The following is a 16,171-nucleotide window of genomic DNA, read 5'->3' on the forward strand; positions in this document are numbered from 1 at the left end:
CGCTTTGCAAGGCTCGCAGGAGACTCGCAGGAGAGTCGCGGAGGACAGGGGAGGAGTGCCGCGGTGAACGAAGGCGGCCACAGCGCGGGAAGTTCGGCCGGATCCCGGCGCAAGGACGCACGGCGCAACCAGCAGACCCTGCTGGAGGCGGCGGCGACGGTCTTCGTCAGATCCGGGGTGGAGGCGCCGGTACGCGACATCGCGGCCGAGGCGGGCGTCGGGATGGGCACGATCTACCGCCACTTCCCGACGCGGGCGGATCTCATCATCGCCGTCTACCGGCACCAGGTGGACGCCTGCGCCGAGGCGGGCCCGGCCCTCCTGGCGGCCGGCGCGGCGCCCCACACCGCCCTGGGGCGATGGATCGACCTCTTCGTCGACTTCCTGGTCACCAAGCACGGACTCGCCGCCGTGCTCCAGTCGGACAACGCCGGCTTCGAGACGCTGCACACCTACTTCCTCGACCGTCTCGTGCCCGTGTGCGGCGAGCTCCTCGACGCCGCGGCCGCGTCGGGCGAGATCCGGTCCGACGTGGAGCCCTACGAGCTCATGCGCGGAGTCGGGAATCTCTGCGTCGGTTCCGGCGGCGACGCGCGCTACGACGCGCGCCGGCTGGTCGGACTTCTCATCGCGGGACTGCGCCAACCGCGTTGACCGCGATGCCCGCTCGCCCGCCCCGTGGCCGGGCGTGGCGGGCCCCGCGCGCCCGTGCCCCCCTGCGCCGCGTCCGCGCCCCCGCCATGCCTCGTAGAATCGGGGCCACCATGGCTTACCTGGACCACGCTGCGACCACTCCGATGCTGCCGGAGGCCGTCGAGGCGATGACCGCGCAGCTCACCGTCACCGGCAACGCCTCGGCACTGCATGCCGCCGGGCGCCGGGCCCGCCGCGCCGTCGAGGAGGCCCGCGAGACCCTCGCCGAGGCACTCGGCGCGCGCCCGAGCGAGGTGGTCTTCACCGCCGGCGGCACCGAGGCGGACAACCTCGCCGTCAAGGGCCTGTACTGGCAGCGGCGGGACGCGGAGCCCGCCCGTACCCGGATCCTCACCAGCCCCGTGGAGCACCACGCCGTGCTCGACGCCGTCCACTGGCTCGGCGAGCACGAGGGCGCGACCGTGGAGTTTCTGCCGGTCGACGCGTACGGGCGGGTGCACCCCGAAGTCCTGCGCGAAGCCGTCGAGCGGAACCCCGACGACGTGGCCCTCGCCACCGTGATGTGGGCCAACAACGAGATCGGCACCGTCATGCCGGTGGCGGAACTGTCCGCCGTGGCGCGGGAATTCGGGATTCCGCTGCACTCGGACGCGGTCCAGGCCTTCGGTCAGCTCGACGTCGGTTTCGCCGACTCCGGCCTCGCCGCGATGACCGTCTCCGGCCACAAGATCGGCGGCCCCTACGGCATCGGGGCCCTGCTCCTCGGCCGGGAGTACACCCCGGTCCCCGTCCTGCACGGCGGCGGCCAGGAGCGGCATGTGCGCTCCGGCACCCTCGACACCCCCGCGATCGCCGCCTTCGCGGTCGCGGGCCGGCTCGCCGCCGAGCGGCGCGAGGAGTTCGCCCGCGAGATCGGCGCCCTGCGGGACGAACTGGTCGACGCCGTCCGTACGGCGGTGCCCGACGCCGTCCTCGGCGGCGACCCGGCGGACCGGCTCCCCGCCAACGCGCACTTCAGCTTCCCCGGCTGCGAGGGGGACTCACTGCTCCTGCTGCTCGACGCCCAGGGCATCGAGTGCTCCACCGGGTCGGCGTGCACGGCCGGTGTCGCCCAGCCCAGCCATGTGCTGCTGGCGACGGGCTCGGACCCCGACCTCGCGCGCGGCACGCTCCGCTTCAGTCTCGGCCACACCTCCACCAGGGCGGATGTGAAGGCGGTGGCCGAGGCGATCGGACCGGCGGTGCAGCGGGCCCGCACCGCGGGCCTCAGCTAGGGCCTGTCCCTGGGGCCGGGCGGCGTCCCTGGGCCCGTCGCCCCGGACCGGGCGGCGTCCCTGGGCCCGTCGCCCCGGGCCGGGCTCAGGTCTTCTTCTCCGCCACCTGCCGGGCCGACGGCATCTGGCCGCGCACCAGTTTCAGATAGCGGTTCCAGTTCCAGTACGGTCCCGGGTCCGTGTGGTCCGTGCCCGGCACCTCCACATGGCCGATGATGTGCTCGCGGTCCACCGGTATCCCGTACCGCACGCAGATCCCCGCCGTGAGCTTCGCCGAGGACAGGTACATGGCGTCGGTGAAATCCCGGCGCCGGTCGACGAAGCCCTCGTGCTCGATGCCGATGCTCCGTTCGTTCATCTCGCGGTTCCCCGCGTGGAAAGCGACATCGAGCTCGCGGATCATCTGGGCGACGCGGCCGTCCTTGCCCACCACGTAGTGCGTGGCGGCGCCGTGCCCCGGGTTCTTGAAGACCTTGAGCGCGGTCGGATAGCTGCCCTGCACGACATGGATGACCACCCGGTCGATGCGGTAGTCGTCGGGCCGGTCGGCCCGGCGCCAGTTCGCCCGGGCCGCCGCCGTCCAGACCGCGCCGACGTGGTCCAGCTCACCCTCCACCCGCTTCTTCTCCACACCGGGCACCCGCCACCAGATCCGCCGCAGCTCGTCGTGGGCCAGCGCACCCGCCCCCACCACGGCGGCCGTGCCGCCGATCAGCGCGGCACGTCTGCTGATCCGCCGCTGTCCGCCGCGCTTCTCATCGCTTCCCATGCGCTGTTCAACGCATACTCGCGAGCCTCTGGTTCCCCGGGCCCCTTACCCTGGTAGCGCTATGACTCAGACTTCCCAGCGTCCCCTCCGGGTGCTCGCCGCCATGTCGGGCGGCGTGGACTCCGCCGTCGCCGCCGCACGTGCCGCCGAGGCCGGCCACGACGTGACCGGTGTCCATCTGGCGCTCTCCGCGAATCCGCAGTCCTTCCGCACGGGTGCGCGCGGCTGCTGCACCATCGAGGACTCCCGCGACGCCCGCCGCGCGGCCGACGTCATCGGCATCCCGTTCTACGTGTGGGATCTCGCCGAGCGCTTCCGCGAGGACGTGGTCGAGGACTTCATCGCGGAGTACGAGGCGGGCCGCACCCCGAACCCCTGTCTGCGCTGCAACGAGAAGATCAAGTTCGCCGCGCTGCTCGACAAGGCGATCGCGCTCGGCTTCGACGCGGTCTGCACCGGGCACTACGCCACCGTCGTCGAGCGCGAGAACGGCGGCCGCGAGCTGCACCGGGCCAGCGACATGGCCAAGGACCAGTCGTACGTCCTCGGTGTGCTCGACGAGCGCCAGCTCGCGCACGCGATGTTCCCGCTCGGCGACACCCTCACCACCAAGGACGAGATCCGGGCCGAGGCCGAGGAGCGGGGGCTGGCGGTCGCGAAGAAGCCGGACAGCCACGACATCTGCTTCATCGCCGACGGCGACACCCAGGGCTTCCTGGCGAACCGCCTGGGCACGGCGGAGGGCGACATCGTCGACGAGGGCGGTACGAAGCTGGGCACCCACGACGGGGCGTTCGGCTTCACCATCGGCCAGCGCAAGGGGCTGCGGATCGGGCACCCCGCCGCGGACGGCAAGCCGCGGTACGTCCTCGACATCTCCCCGGTGAACAACACGGTCACGGTCGGCCCGGTGGAGGCGCTGGACGTCACCGCGCTGACCGCGATCAAGCCCCGCTGGTGCGGGGCTGCCCCGACGGGCCCGGGGACGTACACCGCGCAGCTGCGGGCCCACGGCGGCGAGACCGAGGTGAGCGCGGAACTGGTCGACGGCGAGCTGCGGGTGACCTTCACCGAGCCGGTGCGAGGAGTGGCTCCCGGCCAGGCGGTCGTGCTGTACGACGGCACGCGGGTGGTCGGCTCGGCGACGATCGCCTCCACGCGGCGCGTGACGGCATCGGTCGCCTGACGTCCGGTATCCGAGGCGGCTCTAGGCGGAGAAGAACTCCAGCAGCAGCGGCGCCAGCACATGCGGGGCGACCTCGTGCGTCTGGCCCGTCAGGGTGCGGTGCCGGCCGCGCGGGAGGGCCTGGGCGGCCAGGCGGGCCGCCTCCCGCATGAAGGGCGGGCTCATCCCGCCGTCCACGACCATCACCCGGGTCCCGATGCCGCTCAGCATCGCGGTCGGCACACCGCCGCCCGCCATGACCTCGTGGTCGTAGACGAGCGTGGGCGCGACTGCCTCCATGTCCGCCCACATCGGCGTCCCGCGCATCGCGTCCCGGGCCTCGGGCGGCACCCCCATCTCGCCCAGGAAGACCGCGAGCGCCTCCCCGCGCCGGTCATCGGCGAGGAGCGCCCGCATCCGGTGTTCGTAGGGCGGTGGCGGGGCTCCCGGCTCCTCGTCCGGGTCGTACGGAGGCTCGTAGACGGACAACTGCGTGATCGGCAGTCCCGCTGCCGCTGCCCGCAGCGCCAGTGCGGCGCCCGACGACGTCCCGTGCACGGACGCCGCTCCGCCCGCCTCGCCGATCACCGCGGCCAGATCCTCGATCTCCCGCTCCACGGCGTACGGAGCGGTGTCACCACTCGCGCCCCGGCCGCGCCGGTCGTACGTGAACACGCTGAACCGCGACGCGAGCAGCCCCGCGAGCGGTGCCTCCGCCGCGGACGTGCACAGCGCGCCGCTGACCAGTACCACCGGCGGACCGTCGCCCCGCTGCTCGTACGCGATCAGGGTGCCGTCCCCCGACTCCACCCTGCTGAGCGTCCTGCTCATGTTGTCCATGAGAGGGCTGACCGGGGCCCGCTCGGGAACTCATCGGTCGGGCGCGAGATTTTTTCCGCGAGCCCCGTGGGGGCGGGCGGTCAGTCCTCGACGACCTCGGTGTCGTAGAAGCAGAAGTGGCCCTTGATCTCGGCGACTTGGGTCTTCGGCTCCGGATACGACCAGACCAGGTCCGGTGCGTCCGGCAGCGACCAGTAGTCCGCGTCGCCCTTGAAGGGACAGTGACTGTGGGTGCCCGAGGGGGTGAGCAGATCGCTGCGTACGTCCTCGGGCGGCAGGTAGTAGCGGTCGGGATAGCCGGTCTCGTGCAGGATCAGGGGCCGGCGGCTCTCCGCGAGCAGCACCCCGCCATGGCGGGCGATGACATGGACCGTGCCCTGCTCGACCGTGATGCGATGTCCGGTGTGTGCCTTCGTCATGTCAGGTACAGCACCGGCGGCGGCCGGCTTCTTCCCGTCCGGCCGTTCTCCGGGTGTCCTGTGCCGGGTGACCCGGTAATACGGTTCTCCGGGTGTCCTGTGCCGGGTGACCCGGTAATACGGTGGCGTCATGAACATCTGCGTCTTCCTCTCCGCCGCCGACCTCGACGAGCGCTACACCGCTCCGGCCCGCGAGTTCGCCGAACTCCTCGGCAAGGGCGGGCACACGCTCGTGTGGGGCGGCTCCGAGAGCGGGCTGATGAAGGTCGTCGCCGACGGGGTGCAGGCCGCGGGCGGACGGCTCGTGGGCGTCTCCGTCGACTTCCTCCACACACTCGCCCGCGCCGACGCCGACGAGATGGTGATCGCCAAGGACCTGTCCGAGCGCAAGGCGCTGCTGCTCTCCCGCTCCGACGCCGTCGTGATCATGGTCGGTGGCACGGGCACCCTGGACGAGGCGACCGAGATCCTGGAGCTGAAGAAGCACGGCAAGCACACCAAGCCGGTCGTGCTGCTGAACACCGCCGGGTTCTACGACGGTCTCAAGCAGCAGTTCCGGCGCATGGACGAGGAGGGCTTCCTTCCCGTCCCCCTGACCGACCTGGTGTTCTTCGCCGAGGACGGTGTCGCGGCCCTGGCCTACCTGGAGGAGGCCGCCGGGGTGCAGTAGCCGGTCGCGGCAGTGCGAGCATGGTCGGTATGCCAACACATCTGATCACCGGGGCGGGCTCCGGCATCGGCGCGGCCGTCGCCCGCCGGCTCCACGAGCGCGGCGACGCACTCGTCCTGCTGGCCCGCGACGCCGGCCGCGCGAAGGAACTCGCCGCCCGGTACGAGGGCGCCCGCACGCTGGTCGCCGACCTCGCCGACCCGGACCGCATCTCCAAGTCGTTCGGCATGCAGCCCATGCCGGACCGGCTCGACTCGCTCCTGCACATCGCGGGCGTCGTCGACCTCGGCCCCGTCGCCGAGCTGCGGCCGAGGACCTGGCACCAGCAGCTCAACGCCAACCTGGTCTCGCCCGCCGAGCTGACCCGGCTGATGCTTCCGCAACTGCGCGCCTCCCGGGGCCAGGTGCTGTTCGTCAACTCGGGCGCCGGCCTCAACGCCCACGCCGACTGGTCCGCGTACGCGGCGTCCAAGCACGGGCTGAAGGCGCTCGCCGACTCGCTGCGCCACGAGGAGAGCGGCAACGGCGTACGGGTCACCTCGGTCTACCCCGGCCGCACGGCAAGCCCCATGCAGGCCAAGGTGCACTCACAGGAGGGCAAGGAGTACGACGCCGCGCGCTGGATCGACGCCGAGTCCGTCGCGACGGTCATCCTCACCGCACTGGACCTGCCGCGCGACGCGGAGATCAACGACGTGACCGTGCGGCCGGGCCGGTGAGCGACGTGCTGTTCGGACCCGCGACCGGAGTGGGCTCCATGCCCGGCACGGACGCGCGCGAGGCCGCCAAGACGGTCGCCGGGTCCGTCGAGGAGTTCCCGTATCTGCCCGAGCTGCCCGCCCGCGGGCCGGGCGCCGACATGATCGGGCGCACCATCGGGCTGCTGGTGGAGATGTACGCGCATGTCGAGCCCAGCGGCTGGCGGATCAGTGACCGTCCGGGCCGCGACACCCGGCGTGCCCGCTCCTGGCTCGGCGAAGACCTCGACGCGCTGGAGGAGTTCACCCAGGGGTACGAGGGACCGCTGAAGATCCAGGCGGTCGGGCCGTGGACGCTCGCCGCCGCCCTGGAGCTGCGCAACGGCGAGGCGGCCCTGTCGGACGCGGGCGCCTGCCGGGACCTCACCGCGTCGCTGGCGGAAGGACTGCGTACGCATCTGGCGGATGTACGCCGCCGGGTGCCGGGGGCCTCCGTGACGCTCCAGCTGGACGAACCCTCGCTGATCGCGGTGCTGCGCGGGCAGATCGCGTCGGCCAGCGGCTACCGCACGCACCGGGCGGTGGACCGGCAGGTCGTGGAGTCCGCGCTGCGGGACGTCATGGGAGTGAGCGAAGGTCCCGTGACCGTCCACTCCTGCGCGCCGGACGTGCCGTTCGCGCTGCTGCGCCGGGCCGGCGCCGCGGGCATCTCGTTCGACTTCGGTCTGCTCACCGAGCGTGACGACGACGAGATCGGTGAGGCGGTCGAGGCCGGCACGAAGCTGTTCGCGGGAGTCGTGCCGTCCACTGACACGGCATTGTCCGACCCTGCGGGTAGCGTCATGGGTGTCAGGACGCTGTGGCGCAGGCTGGGGCTGAATCCGGGGACTCTCGCCGAGTCCGTCGTGATCACTCCCACCTGTGGACTGGCGGGTGCCTCACCGGCGTACGCGCGGGCGGCGCTCGCCCACGGCGTCCGGGCCGCGAGATCGCTCGCAGACAACCCTGAGTAAGGGTGCCGGGGAATCGGGAGGACGAAACGGTGGCTGGCGAACAGCAGACGGGACTGCCCGCAGAGGCACGGGAGCAGCATGCCCTCATCGCCGAGCAGGTCGAGGAGCACCGCTTCCGTTACTACGTGAAGGACCAGCCGGTCATCAGCGACGGCGAGTTCGACAGGATGATGCGCTCGCTCGAGGAGCTCGAGGAGCGGTACCCCGAGCTGCGCACACCCGAATCCCCGACGCAGAAGGTCTCCGGGCAGTACGAGACCGACCTGGCGAAGGTCGAGCACCGCGAGCGCATGCTCTCCCTGGACAACGCCTTCGACGAGGGCGAACTGTCCGCCTGGGCCGAGCGCGTCGCCCGTGACGTCGGCACCTCGGACTTCCACTTCCTGTGCGAGCTCAAGGTCGACGGCCTCGCGGTGAACCTCACGTACGAGAAGGGCAGGCTGACCCGGGCGGCCACCCGTGGCGACGGCCGGGTCGGCGAGGACATCACGCCCAACGTCCGCACGATCGCGGACATCCCCACCCGGCTGCGGGGCGACCGCATCCCGGACCTGGTGGAGATCCGCGGCGAGGTCTTCTTCCCGATGGCCAAGTTCCAGGAGCTCAACGCCCGGCGGGTGGAGGCGGGCGAGCAGCCGTACGCCAACCCCCGCAACTCCGCGTCGGGCTCGCTGCGGCAGAAGGACCCCAAGGTCACCGCGACCCTGCCGCTGCACATGGTGGTGCACGGCATCGGCGCCCGGCAGGGCTTCGACATCGACCGCCTCTCCCAGGCGTACGACCTGCTGCGCGAGTGGGGCCTGCCCACCGCTCGGCACAACAAGGTCGTGGACTCCCTGGAGGGCGTACGGGAGTTCATCGCCCACTTCGGCGAGAACCGCCACTCGATGGAGCACGAGATCGACGGGGTGGTCGTCAAGCTCGACGAGATCCCGCTCCAGGGCCGCCTCGGCTCCACCGCGCGGGCGCCGCGCTGGGCCATCGCCTGGAAGTACGCCCCGGAGGAGGTCAACACCAAGCTGGTCAACATCCGGGTCGGCGTGGGCCGTACCGGACGCGTCACGCCGTACGCCCAGGTGGAGCCGGTCACCGTGGCGGGCTCCGAGGTCGAGTTCGCCACGTTGCACAACCAGGACGTCGTCAAGTCCAAGGGCGTGCTCATCGGGGACACCGTGGTGCTGCGCAAGGCCGGCGATGTCATCCCCGAGATCCTCGGTCCGGTCGTGGACCTCAGGGACGGCAGCGAGCGGGAGTTCGTGATGCCGGCCGAGTGCCCCGAGTGCGGGACGGCGCTGCGGCCGATGAAGGAGGGCGACGTCGATCTGCGCTGCCCCAATGCCCGCTCCTGTCCTGCCCAGTTGCGCGAGCGGCTCTTCTATCTCGCGGGCCGCAAGTCCCTGGACATCGAGCACTTCGGCTATGTGGCGGCCGCCGCGCTGACCAGACCGCTGGAGCCGGCGGAGCCGCCGCTGCGGGACGAGGGCGACCTCTTCGACCTGACCATCGAGCAGTTGCTCCCCATCAAGGCCTATGTCCTCGACCAGGACAGCGGACTGCCCAAGCGCGACCCGAAGACCGGCGAGGAGAAGATCGCGACGGTCTTCGCCAACCAGCAGGGCGAGGCGAAGAAGAACGCCGTGGCGATGCTGGAGAACATCGCCGCCGCCAAGGAACGGCCGCTCGCCCGGGTCCTCACCGGCCTGTCCATCCGGCATGTGGGGCCCGTCGCCGCGGAGGCGCTGGCCCGTGAGTTCCGTTCCATCGAGCGGATCCGCCAGGCGACCGAGGAGGAACTGGCCGCCACCGACGGCGTCGGCGGAATCATCGCCGCCTCCCTCAAGCAGTGGTTCGCGGAGCCGTGGCACGAGGAGATCCTGCGCAAGTGGGCCGCGGCCGGCGTCCGGACGGAGGAAGAGGGCGCCGGAGAGGACCAGGGCCCCCGCCCGCTCGAAGGACTCACCGTCGTTGTCACAGGAACTCTGGAGAACTACACACGGGATGGCGCAAAAGAGGCCCTCCAGAGCCTTGGAGCGAAAGTGGCCGGTTCTGTTTCGAAGAAAACGGCGTTCGTGGTGGTCGGGGACAACCCCGGCTCCAAGTACGACAAGGCGATGCAGTTGAAGGTGCCCGTCCTGGACGAACAGGGGCTGGTGATTCTGCTCGAACAGGGGCCGGATGCGGCGCGTGAGGCCGCTGTGCCTCCAGAGGCGTGACGGAGGGGGCGTGCGCGGGTCTTGGAGGGGGCTCGTTCGAGGAGCCGAAGGGGGCGCGCGGGGCGGGAATGAGACGTCTCGCGGAGGGTTCCGACGACCGGTACAGGTCACCCGTTCAGCGCATAGCAGATGGATAAGGGTGGCCGGGTCGCATTCGGGCAAGACCTGTAGAGCGCTGCCCGTCGAAGCCAACTGCGGCCTACTGTTGAGACGTGCGCCTGTCGTGCACGGCTGCGTGGTGGGATGTCAGTCGTGGTGGCATGACAACGGGAGCCATCGCGAGGCATCGGCACCGCCGGCTGTGAGAGGGACGGGAATGAAACCGACCGAGAGCGCCGCCCCGGTCTCACGGCCGCGGGGATTCGCGGCCCTGGCCGGCTTGACGCCGGGACTGCCCGTCACCGTCGTCACCGGCGCCGCGTTGGTGCTCGTCACCGGCATCCTCGACACCGTCCGCGAAGGCCGCGCACTCTTCCCGGGTTCCACGGCCGGCTGGTCGCTCGCCGTCCTGACCGGGATCATCGTCGGTCACCTCGTCGCGCTCGGCCGCGACCGCTGGTGGGGCGGCACCGGCTCCGGCTCCGCTCTGACCCTCGCCGTCCTGCTGCTGTTCGGCTGGGTGCCGGCCGGACTGGTCAGCCTGGCCGTCGTCGCCCTCGTCGGCGCGGCCCGCACCCACCGCCGGCGACAAGGTCTGCTGCACGGCTCCGTCGACATCCTCGGCATCGGCGCCGCTGCCCTCGTGCTCGCCCTCTTCGGGGTGACACCGAGCGTCGACAAGCCCTGGGAACCACTCGACTGGGGTATCGCGGCCCTGCCCGAAGTGATGCTGGCGGCCACCGTCTATCTCACCGTCACCCGCATCCTGTTGTGGTACGTGCTCTCGCCCCAGGGCAGCGGGCTTCCCACCATCGCCCGTACGGCCCTGATGCGGCAGGGCCTTGTCGCGGTCGCCCTGCTCGGCATCGCCCCGCTGATCTGCGTCGTCGCCGTCGCCATGCCGCTGATGCTGCCGCTGTTCGCGGTGCCGCTGATCGCCCTGGACTCCACCCTGTGGATCGCCCGGGCCCGGGCGGAGGAGCAGTTGCGCGACCCGCTCACCGGGCTGCCCAACCGGCAGTGGCTGCTGGAGCGGACCTGGGCCGCCCTGGAGGACGCGGAGGGCAGCGGCGCGCGGTCCGCGCTCGTCCTCATCGACCTCGACCGGTTCCGTTCCGTCAACGACACCCTCGGCCATCTCGCCGGCGACCGGCTGCTGTTGCAGATAGCCGAGCGGCTGCGGCTCGCCCTGCCGCGCGGCGCCGAGGCGGCCAGGCTCGGCGGCGACGAGTTCGCCGTGCTGCTGCCGGTCGCCGACTCCACCACCAGCGCCCAGCGCGTCGCCCGCCTCCTGGTCGCCGAACTGTCCTCACCGCTCGACCTGGACGGGCTCACCCTCGTCCTGGAGGCGAGCGCCGGGGTCGCCGTCTTCCCCGACCACGCGCTGGACGCCGAAGGGCTGCTGCGTCGCGCGGACGTCGCCATGTACCAGGCGAAGCGGGACCGTACGGGCGTCGAGGTCTACGAATCCAAGCGCGACAGCAACACCCCCGACCGGCTCGGCCTGCTCGGTGATCTGCGCCGTGCGCTGGACGCCGGCGACGTGGAGCTGCACTACCAGCCGAAAGTCCGCTTCGACGGCCATGTGGCGGGCTTGGAGGCCCTGGTGCGCTGGGTGCACCCGGACCGCGGGCGGGTACCGCCGGACGAGTTCATCGCGATCGCCGAGTCCTCCGGCCTGATGCCCCACCTCACGGAGTACGTGCTCGACACCGCCCTCGCGCAGGTCGCCAAGTGGCGCTCGCAGGGGCTGTTCGTCCCGGTCGCCGTCAATGTCTCGCCGCGCGACGTCCACACCCCCGGCTTCGCCGGATCCGTCGCCGCCCGCCTCGCCCGGCACGGTGTCCCGCCGGGCGCCCTCCAGCTGGAGATCACCGAGCATGTGCTGCTGGAGGACCCGCAGCGCGCCGCCGACACCCTCGCCGGGCTCACCGACCACGGCGTGAAGATGTCCCTGGACGACTTCGGCACCGGCTATTCCTCGCTCGTCCATCTGCGCAGGCTCCCGGTCAGCGAACTGAAGATCGACCGCTCCTTCGTGGCCAGGCTCGCCGTCGACAACGAGGACGCGGAGATCGTCCGCTGCACCGTCGACCTCGCCCACTCGCTGGGCCTGCTGGTCGTCGCCGAGGGCGTCGAGGACGACGAGACCTGGGAGCGGCTGCGCGATCTGGGCTGCGACGCCGTGCAGGGATGGCTGGTCGCGGCCGCGATGCCGCCGCAGGAGACGACGGCATGGCTGCGGGCCAGGGGAGAGCGCGGCTGGCACCGCCACGCGGAGGTCGAGTCCTCGGACGCCGACGAACCATCCGGCCAAGTGGTGCCCTGAAGGGCCGTACGCCGGCCTCGACGGGCGCTCAGCCGCCCCCGGCCCCGGACCTGTCCGAAGGGCACGGGGAGGGCCCGCCGTACCGCTGTGGCCGGTCCTCGCCCGTCCTCGCCGGCACGGTGCGACGGCCGTGAGACCGCAAGGCCGCCGGGCGGCCGCACCCGGCCATGAGCCGGCGCCCTTCGCCCGACCACGCGCCCCGCGCCTCACCACCCGCGCCCGCGGCCGCGTCCCCGACAGCTGTCAGGATGGGCCGCCCGGAGCCCGTGGAACGGCCCGGACGCGAAACCGTTTCGTGGGCAGCGCCCCGGGCCCCATAGGATTGGGCCAAACCACACACACTCACCCCTGAGGATCGCTGCATGCCTGGCATTACGCGCGAGGAGGTCGCCCACCTCGCCCGGCTGGCGCGTCTGGAGCTGAAGGGCGAAGAGCTCGATCACTTCGCCGGACAGCTCGACGACATCATCGGCGCGGTCGCCCGCGTCTCCGAGGTCGCCGACCAAGACGTACCCCCGACCTCCCACCCGCTGCCGCTGACCAATGTCATGCGCGCGGACGAGGTCCGTCCGTCGCTCACCCCCGAGCAGGCGCTCTCCGGCGCCCCGGCCCAGGAGCAGCAGCGTTTCAAGGTGCCGCAGATCCTGGGGGAGGACTGATCATCATGACGGACATCATCAAGCTCACCGCGGCCGAGATCGCCGGGAAGATCGCCGCCGGCGAACTGACCGCCGTGGAGGTCACCGAGGCCCACCTGGCCCGTATCGAAGCCGTCGACGAGAAGGTGCACGCCTTCCTGCACGTCGACCGCGAGGGCGCGCTCGCGCAGGCCCGTGCCGTCGACGCCAAGCGCGCCGCGGGAGAGAAGCTCGGCCCGCTGGCCGGTGTGCCGCTCGCGCTGAAGGACATCTTCACCACCGAGGGCATCCCGACCACTGTCGGTTCCAAGATCCTCGAAGGCTGGATCCCGCCGTACGACGCCACCCTGACGCGCAAGCTCAAGGAAGCGGACGTCGTCATCCTCGGCAAGACCAACATGGACGAGTTCGCCATGGGGTCCTCCACCGAGAACAGCGCCTACGGCCCGACGGGCAACCCGTGGGACCTGACCCGTATCCCGGGCGGTTCCGGCGGCGGCTCCAGCGCCGCGCTGGCCTCGCACCAGGCGCCGCTCGCCATCGGCACGGACACCGGCGGCTCCATCCGCCAGCCCGCGGCCGTCACCGGCACGGTCGGCGTCAAGCCCACCTACGGCGGCGTCTCCCGCTACGGCATGGTGGCGTTCTCCTCCTCCCTCGACCAGGGAGGCCCCTGTGCCCGCACGGTCCTGGACGCGGCCCTGCTGCACGAGGTCATCGCCGGCCACGACCCGCTGGACTCGACGTCCATCGACGCCCCGGTCCCGGCGGTCGTGGAGGCCGCGCGCAACGGCTCGGTCACCGGCATGCGCGTCGGTGTCGTCAAGCAGTTCCGCGGCGAGCACTACCAGGCCGGCGTCATGCAGCGCTTCGACGAGGCCGTCGCGGTGCTCAAGGAGCTGGGCGCCGAGATCGTCGAGCTGGACTGCCCGTCCTTCGACCTCGGCCTCTCCGCGTACTACCTGATCGCGCCGTCCGAGTGCTCCTCGAACCTCGCCCGCTTCGACGCCATGCGCTACGGCCTGCGGGTCGGCGACGACGGCACGAAGTCCGCCGAGGAGGTCACCGCCCTCACCCGTGAGGCCGGTTTCGGCGACGAGGTCAAGCGCCGCATCATGCTCGGCACGTACGCGCTCAGCTCCGGCTACTACGACGCGTACTACGGCAGCGCCCAGAAGGTCCGCACGCTCATCAAGCAGGACTTCGACAGGTCCTTCGAGCAGGTCGACGTCATCGTCTCGCCGACGACCCCGACCACCGCCTTCCCGATCGGTGAGCGCGCCGACGACCCGATGGCGATGTACCTTGCCGACCTGTGCACCATCCCGACCAACCTGGCCGGCAACGCGGCGATGTCGCTGCCCGTCGGCCTGGCCCCGGAGGACAATCTCCCGGTCGGACTGCAGATCATCGCCCCCGCCATGAAGGACGACCGGCTGTACAAGGTCGGCGCCGCCGTCGAGGCCGCCTTCGTGGAAAAGTGGGGACACCCGCTGCTTGAGGAGGCTCCGTCGCTATGAGTGCCATGGCCAAGAAAGCCAAGAACTTCAAGAAGTCCAAGTCCGGTCTCTACGTGTCGCTCGGCACCACCGCGTTCGGTGCGCTCAGCGTCGCCAAGCAGGCCAGGCTCGCCCGCCAGGACAACGACACGCTCCGGCTCATCGATGCCGCCATCTCCGCCGCGGCCATCGTGACCGGCCTGGCGATCCTGTATCGCGAGCTGAAGCGGCTCGGCGACGACGACGTCCTGCTGGGCTGAGAGGGAATGTTTCACCGTGACCGTCACTGAACTGGTGTCGTACGAATCGGCCCTCGCCGAGTACGACCCCGTCATGGGCCTCGAGGTCCATGTCGAACTCGGCACCAAGACCAAGATGTTCTGCGGCTGTTCGACCGAGCTGGGCGCCGCGCCCAACTCGCAGACCTGCCCCACGTGCCTCGGTATGCCCGGCTCCCTCCCGGTCGTCAACGCGATCGGCGTCGAGTCGGCCATCAAGATCGGCCTCGCGCTCAACTGCGAGATCGCCGAATGGTGCCGTTTCGCCCGGAAGAACTACTTCTATCCGGACATGCCGAAGAACTTCCAGACCTCGCAGTACGACGAGCCGATCGCCTTCAACGGCTATCTGGACGTCCAGCTCGAGGACGGGGAGATCTTCCGCGTCGAGATCGAGCGCGCCCATATGGAGGAGGACACCGGCAAGTCGACCCACGTCGGCGGTGCCACCGGCCGTATCCACGGCGCGTCCCACTCCCTGCTGGACTACAACCGTGCCGGCATCCCGCTGATCGAGATCGTCACCAAGCCGATCGAGGGCGCCGGCGAGCGCGCGCCCGAGGTCGCCAAGGCGTACGTCGCCGAACTGCGCGAGCTCATCAAGGCGCTCGGTGTCTCCGAGGCCCGGATGGAGATGGGCCAGATGCGCTGCGACGTGAACCTGTCGCTGCGCCCGCACGGCCGGGAGAAGTTCGGCACGCGCTCGGAGACGAAGAACGTCAACTCGCTGCGCTCCGTCGAGCGTGCCGCCCGCTTCGAGATCCAGCGGCACGCCGCGGTGCTCGGCTCCGGCGGCACCATCGTCCAGGAGACCCGCCACTTCCACGAGGAGGACGGCTCCACGACGTCCGGCCGTGTGAAGGAGGAGGCCGAGGACTACCGGTACTTCCCGGAGCCCGACCTCGTCCCGGTCGCTCCGCCGCGTGAGTGGGTCGAGGAGCTGCGCGGGTCCCTGCCCGAGCTGCCGCGGCTGCGCCGCAACCGGCTGCGCGAGGAGTGGGGTGTCTCCGAGCACGACATGCAGTCGATCCTCAACGCCGGTGCGCTCGATCTGATCGTGGCCACCGCCGACGCGGGCGCCCCGGCCGACCAGGCCCGTAAGTGGTGGATGGGCGAACTGGCCCGTAACGCCAACGAGTCCGGCCGTGCGCTGGACCAGCTGCCGATCACTCCGGAGCAGGTCGCGCGCGTCACCGCGCTCGTCGCCTCCGGCGATCTGAACGACAAGCTGGCCCGTCAGGTCATCGAGGGCGTTCTCGCGGGCGAGGGTGACCCGGACACCGTGGTCGAGAAGCGCGGCCTGAAGGTCGTCTCCGACGAAGGTGCGCTGGGCACGGCCGTCGACGAGGCGATCGCCGGCAACGCGGCCGTCGCGGACAAGATCCGCGGTGGCAAGGTGGCCGCGGTGGGCGCGCTGGTCGGCGCGGTCATGAAGGCCACCCGTGGCCAGGCGGACGCGGCTCGCGTCAAGGAGCTCATCCTGGAGAAGCTCGGCGTCACCGAGGGCTGATCGACACGCTCCCGCACGGTCCGAGGCGGCCCGCACCCAACGGTGCGGGCCGCCTCGGCCGAACCGCCCCCGGCGCGGAGCACCGCGGTCGTCAGCTGGCCCC

The 16,171-nt window shown here is 71.3% G+C and carries 15 protein-coding genes; 12 read left to right on the forward strand and 3 right to left on the reverse strand.

Going from position 1 to position 16,171, the window contains the following annotated elements; genetic code table 11:
• Positions 1–63 precede the first annotated feature (63 nt).
• Together ACFWU3_RS24035 and ACFWU3_RS24040 are read left to right on the forward strand one after the other, a co-directional pair.
• Positions 64–654 (forward strand): TetR/AcrR family transcriptional regulator, encoded by a 591-nt coding sequence (locus ACFWU3_RS24035; protein WP_384441176.1) that lies wholly within the window; start codon positions 64–66, stop codon positions 652–654.
• 110 nt (positions 655–764) lie between these two features.
• On the forward strand, positions 765–1,928 hold the full coding sequence (locus tag ACFWU3_RS24040) for a cysteine desulfurase family protein (protein ID WP_384441179.1): 1,164 nt from the start codon (positions 765–767) through the stop codon (positions 1,926–1,928).
• An 85-nt stretch (positions 1,929–2,013) separates the two neighbouring features.
• Here ACFWU3_RS24040 and ACFWU3_RS24045 read toward each other — a convergent pair whose 3' ends face one another.
• A complete protein-coding gene (locus tag ACFWU3_RS24045; RefSeq protein ID WP_384441182.1) occupies positions 2,014–2,697 on the reverse strand; it encodes an N-acetylmuramoyl-L-alanine amidase in 684 nt (227 codons plus the stop codon).
• A gap of 61 nt (positions 2,698–2,758) precedes the next feature.
• On the opposite strand from ACFWU3_RS24045, the gene mnmA reads away from it, so the two are divergent.
• Positions 2,759–3,883 (forward strand): tRNA 2-thiouridine(34) synthase MnmA, encoded by a 1,125-nt coding sequence (mnmA, locus tag ACFWU3_RS24050; RefSeq protein WP_384441185.1) that lies wholly within the window; start codon positions 2,759–2,761, stop codon positions 3,881–3,883.
• A 21-nt stretch (positions 3,884–3,904) separates the two neighbouring features.
• On the opposite strand, the gene ACFWU3_RS24055 is transcribed toward mnmA, so the two are convergent.
• Together ACFWU3_RS24055 and ACFWU3_RS24060 are read right to left on the reverse strand one after the other, a co-directional pair.
• Positions 3,905–4,702: an alpha/beta fold hydrolase gene (locus ACFWU3_RS24055; RefSeq protein WP_384441188.1), complete on the reverse strand. Its 798-nt coding sequence runs from the start codon at positions 4,700–4,702 to the stop codon at positions 3,905–3,907.
• Between the two features lie 80 nt (positions 4,703–4,782).
• The gene (locus tag ACFWU3_RS24060; protein ID WP_356698910.1) at positions 4,783–5,121 is read right to left on the reverse strand and encodes a DUF427 domain-containing protein; all 339 of its coding nucleotides are present in this window, start codon (positions 5,119–5,121) and stop codon (positions 4,783–4,785) included.
• Positions 5,122–5,251: 130 nt separating this feature from the next.
• Between ACFWU3_RS24060 and ACFWU3_RS24065 the strand changes: the two genes are divergently transcribed.
• The 9 genes from ACFWU3_RS24065 to gatB all read left to right on the forward strand — a co-directional run bounded on the left by ACFWU3_RS24065 (position 5,252) and on the right by gatB (position 16,068).
• Positions 5,252–5,791 (forward strand): TIGR00730 family Rossman fold protein, encoded by a 540-nt coding sequence (locus ACFWU3_RS24065; protein ID WP_384441191.1) that lies wholly within the window; start codon positions 5,252–5,254, stop codon positions 5,789–5,791.
• A gap of 29 nt (positions 5,792–5,820) precedes the next feature.
• Positions 5,821–6,510, forward strand: a complete 690-nt coding sequence (locus ACFWU3_RS24070) for an SDR family oxidoreductase (protein WP_384441193.1) — start codon at positions 5,821–5,823, stop codon at positions 6,508–6,510.
• 38 nt (positions 6,511–6,548) lie between these two features.
• Complete coding sequence (locus ACFWU3_RS24075) at positions 6,549–7,502, forward strand: methionine synthase (protein WP_384441214.1); 954 nt, start codon at positions 6,549–6,551, stop codon at positions 7,500–7,502.
• A gap of 29 nt (positions 7,503–7,531) precedes the next feature.
• Positions 7,532–9,715 (forward strand): NAD-dependent DNA ligase LigA, encoded by a 2,184-nt coding sequence (gene ligA, locus ACFWU3_RS24080; RefSeq protein WP_384441196.1) that lies wholly within the window; start codon positions 7,532–7,534, stop codon positions 9,713–9,715.
• Between the two features lie 316 nt (positions 9,716–10,031).
• Positions 10,032–12,143, forward strand: coding sequence for a putative bifunctional diguanylate cyclase/phosphodiesterase (locus ACFWU3_RS24085; RefSeq protein ID WP_384441199.1), 2,112 nt, complete (start codon positions 10,032–10,034; stop codon positions 12,141–12,143).
• 362 nt (positions 12,144–12,505) lie between these two features.
• Complete coding sequence (gatC, locus tag ACFWU3_RS24090) at positions 12,506–12,802, forward strand: Asp-tRNA(Asn)/Glu-tRNA(Gln) amidotransferase subunit GatC (protein ID WP_015036350.1); 297 nt, start codon at positions 12,506–12,508, stop codon at positions 12,800–12,802.
• 5 nt (positions 12,803–12,807) lie between these two features.
• Complete coding sequence (gatA, locus tag ACFWU3_RS24095) at positions 12,808–14,301, forward strand: Asp-tRNA(Asn)/Glu-tRNA(Gln) amidotransferase subunit GatA (RefSeq protein ID WP_384441202.1); 1,494 nt, start codon at positions 12,808–12,810, stop codon at positions 14,299–14,301.
• Positions 14,298–14,540 carry a hypothetical protein gene (locus ACFWU3_RS24100; RefSeq protein ID WP_313943933.1) on the forward strand — a complete coding sequence of 81 codons (243 nt, stop codon included), beginning with the start codon at positions 14,298–14,300 and terminating at the stop codon, positions 14,538–14,540. The genes gatA and ACFWU3_RS24100 overlap by 4 nt, the downstream gene beginning before the upstream one ends.
• Before the next feature lie 16 nt (positions 14,541–14,556).
• A complete protein-coding gene (gatB, locus tag ACFWU3_RS24105; protein WP_384441205.1) occupies positions 14,557–16,068 on the forward strand; it encodes an Asp-tRNA(Asn)/Glu-tRNA(Gln) amidotransferase subunit GatB in 1,512 nt (503 codons plus the stop codon).
• Positions 16,069–16,171 lie beyond the last annotated feature (103 nt).

The sequence above is a fragment of the Streptomyces sp. NPDC058685 genome (assembly GCF_042714725.1).
Taxonomy (GTDB): domain Bacteria; phylum Actinomycetota; class Actinomycetes; order Streptomycetales; family Streptomycetaceae; genus Streptomyces.

Coding starts and splice junctions, on each gene's coding strand:
- ACFWU3_RS24055 (WP_384441188.1), bottom strand. CDS start 4,702: ATGGACAACATGAGCAGGACGCTCAGCAGGGTGGAGTCGGGGGACGGC.
- ACFWU3_RS24085 (WP_384441199.1), top strand. CDS start 10,032: ATGAAACCGACCGAGAGCGCCGCCCCGGTCTCACGGCCGCGGGGATTC.
- ACFWU3_RS24100 (WP_313943933.1), top strand. CDS start 14,298: ATGAGTGCCATGGCCAAGAAAGCCAAGAACTTCAAGAAGTCCAAGTCC.
- mnmA (WP_384441185.1), top strand. CDS start 2,759: ATGACTCAGACTTCCCAGCGTCCCCTCCGGGTGCTCGCCGCCATGTCG.
- ACFWU3_RS24060 (WP_356698910.1), bottom strand. CDS start 5,121: ATGACGAAGGCACACACCGGACATCGCATCACGGTCGAGCAGGGCACG.
- ACFWU3_RS24045 (WP_384441182.1), bottom strand. CDS start 2,697: ATGGGAAGCGATGAGAAGCGCGGCGGACAGCGGCGGATCAGCAGACGT.
- ACFWU3_RS24070 (WP_384441193.1), top strand. CDS start 5,821: ATGCCAACACATCTGATCACCGGGGCGGGCTCCGGCATCGGCGCGGCC.
- gatA (WP_384441202.1), top strand. CDS start 12,808: ATGACGGACATCATCAAGCTCACCGCGGCCGAGATCGCCGGGAAGATC.
- ACFWU3_RS24075 (WP_384441214.1), top strand. CDS start 6,549: ATGCCCGGCACGGACGCGCGCGAGGCCGCCAAGACGGTCGCCGGGTCC.
- ACFWU3_RS24065 (WP_384441191.1), top strand. CDS start 5,252: ATGAACATCTGCGTCTTCCTCTCCGCCGCCGACCTCGACGAGCGCTAC.
- gatC (WP_015036350.1), top strand. CDS start 12,506: ATGCCTGGCATTACGCGCGAGGAGGTCGCCCACCTCGCCCGGCTGGCG.
- ACFWU3_RS24040 (WP_384441179.1), top strand. CDS start 765: ATGGCTTACCTGGACCACGCTGCGACCACTCCGATGCTGCCGGAGGCC.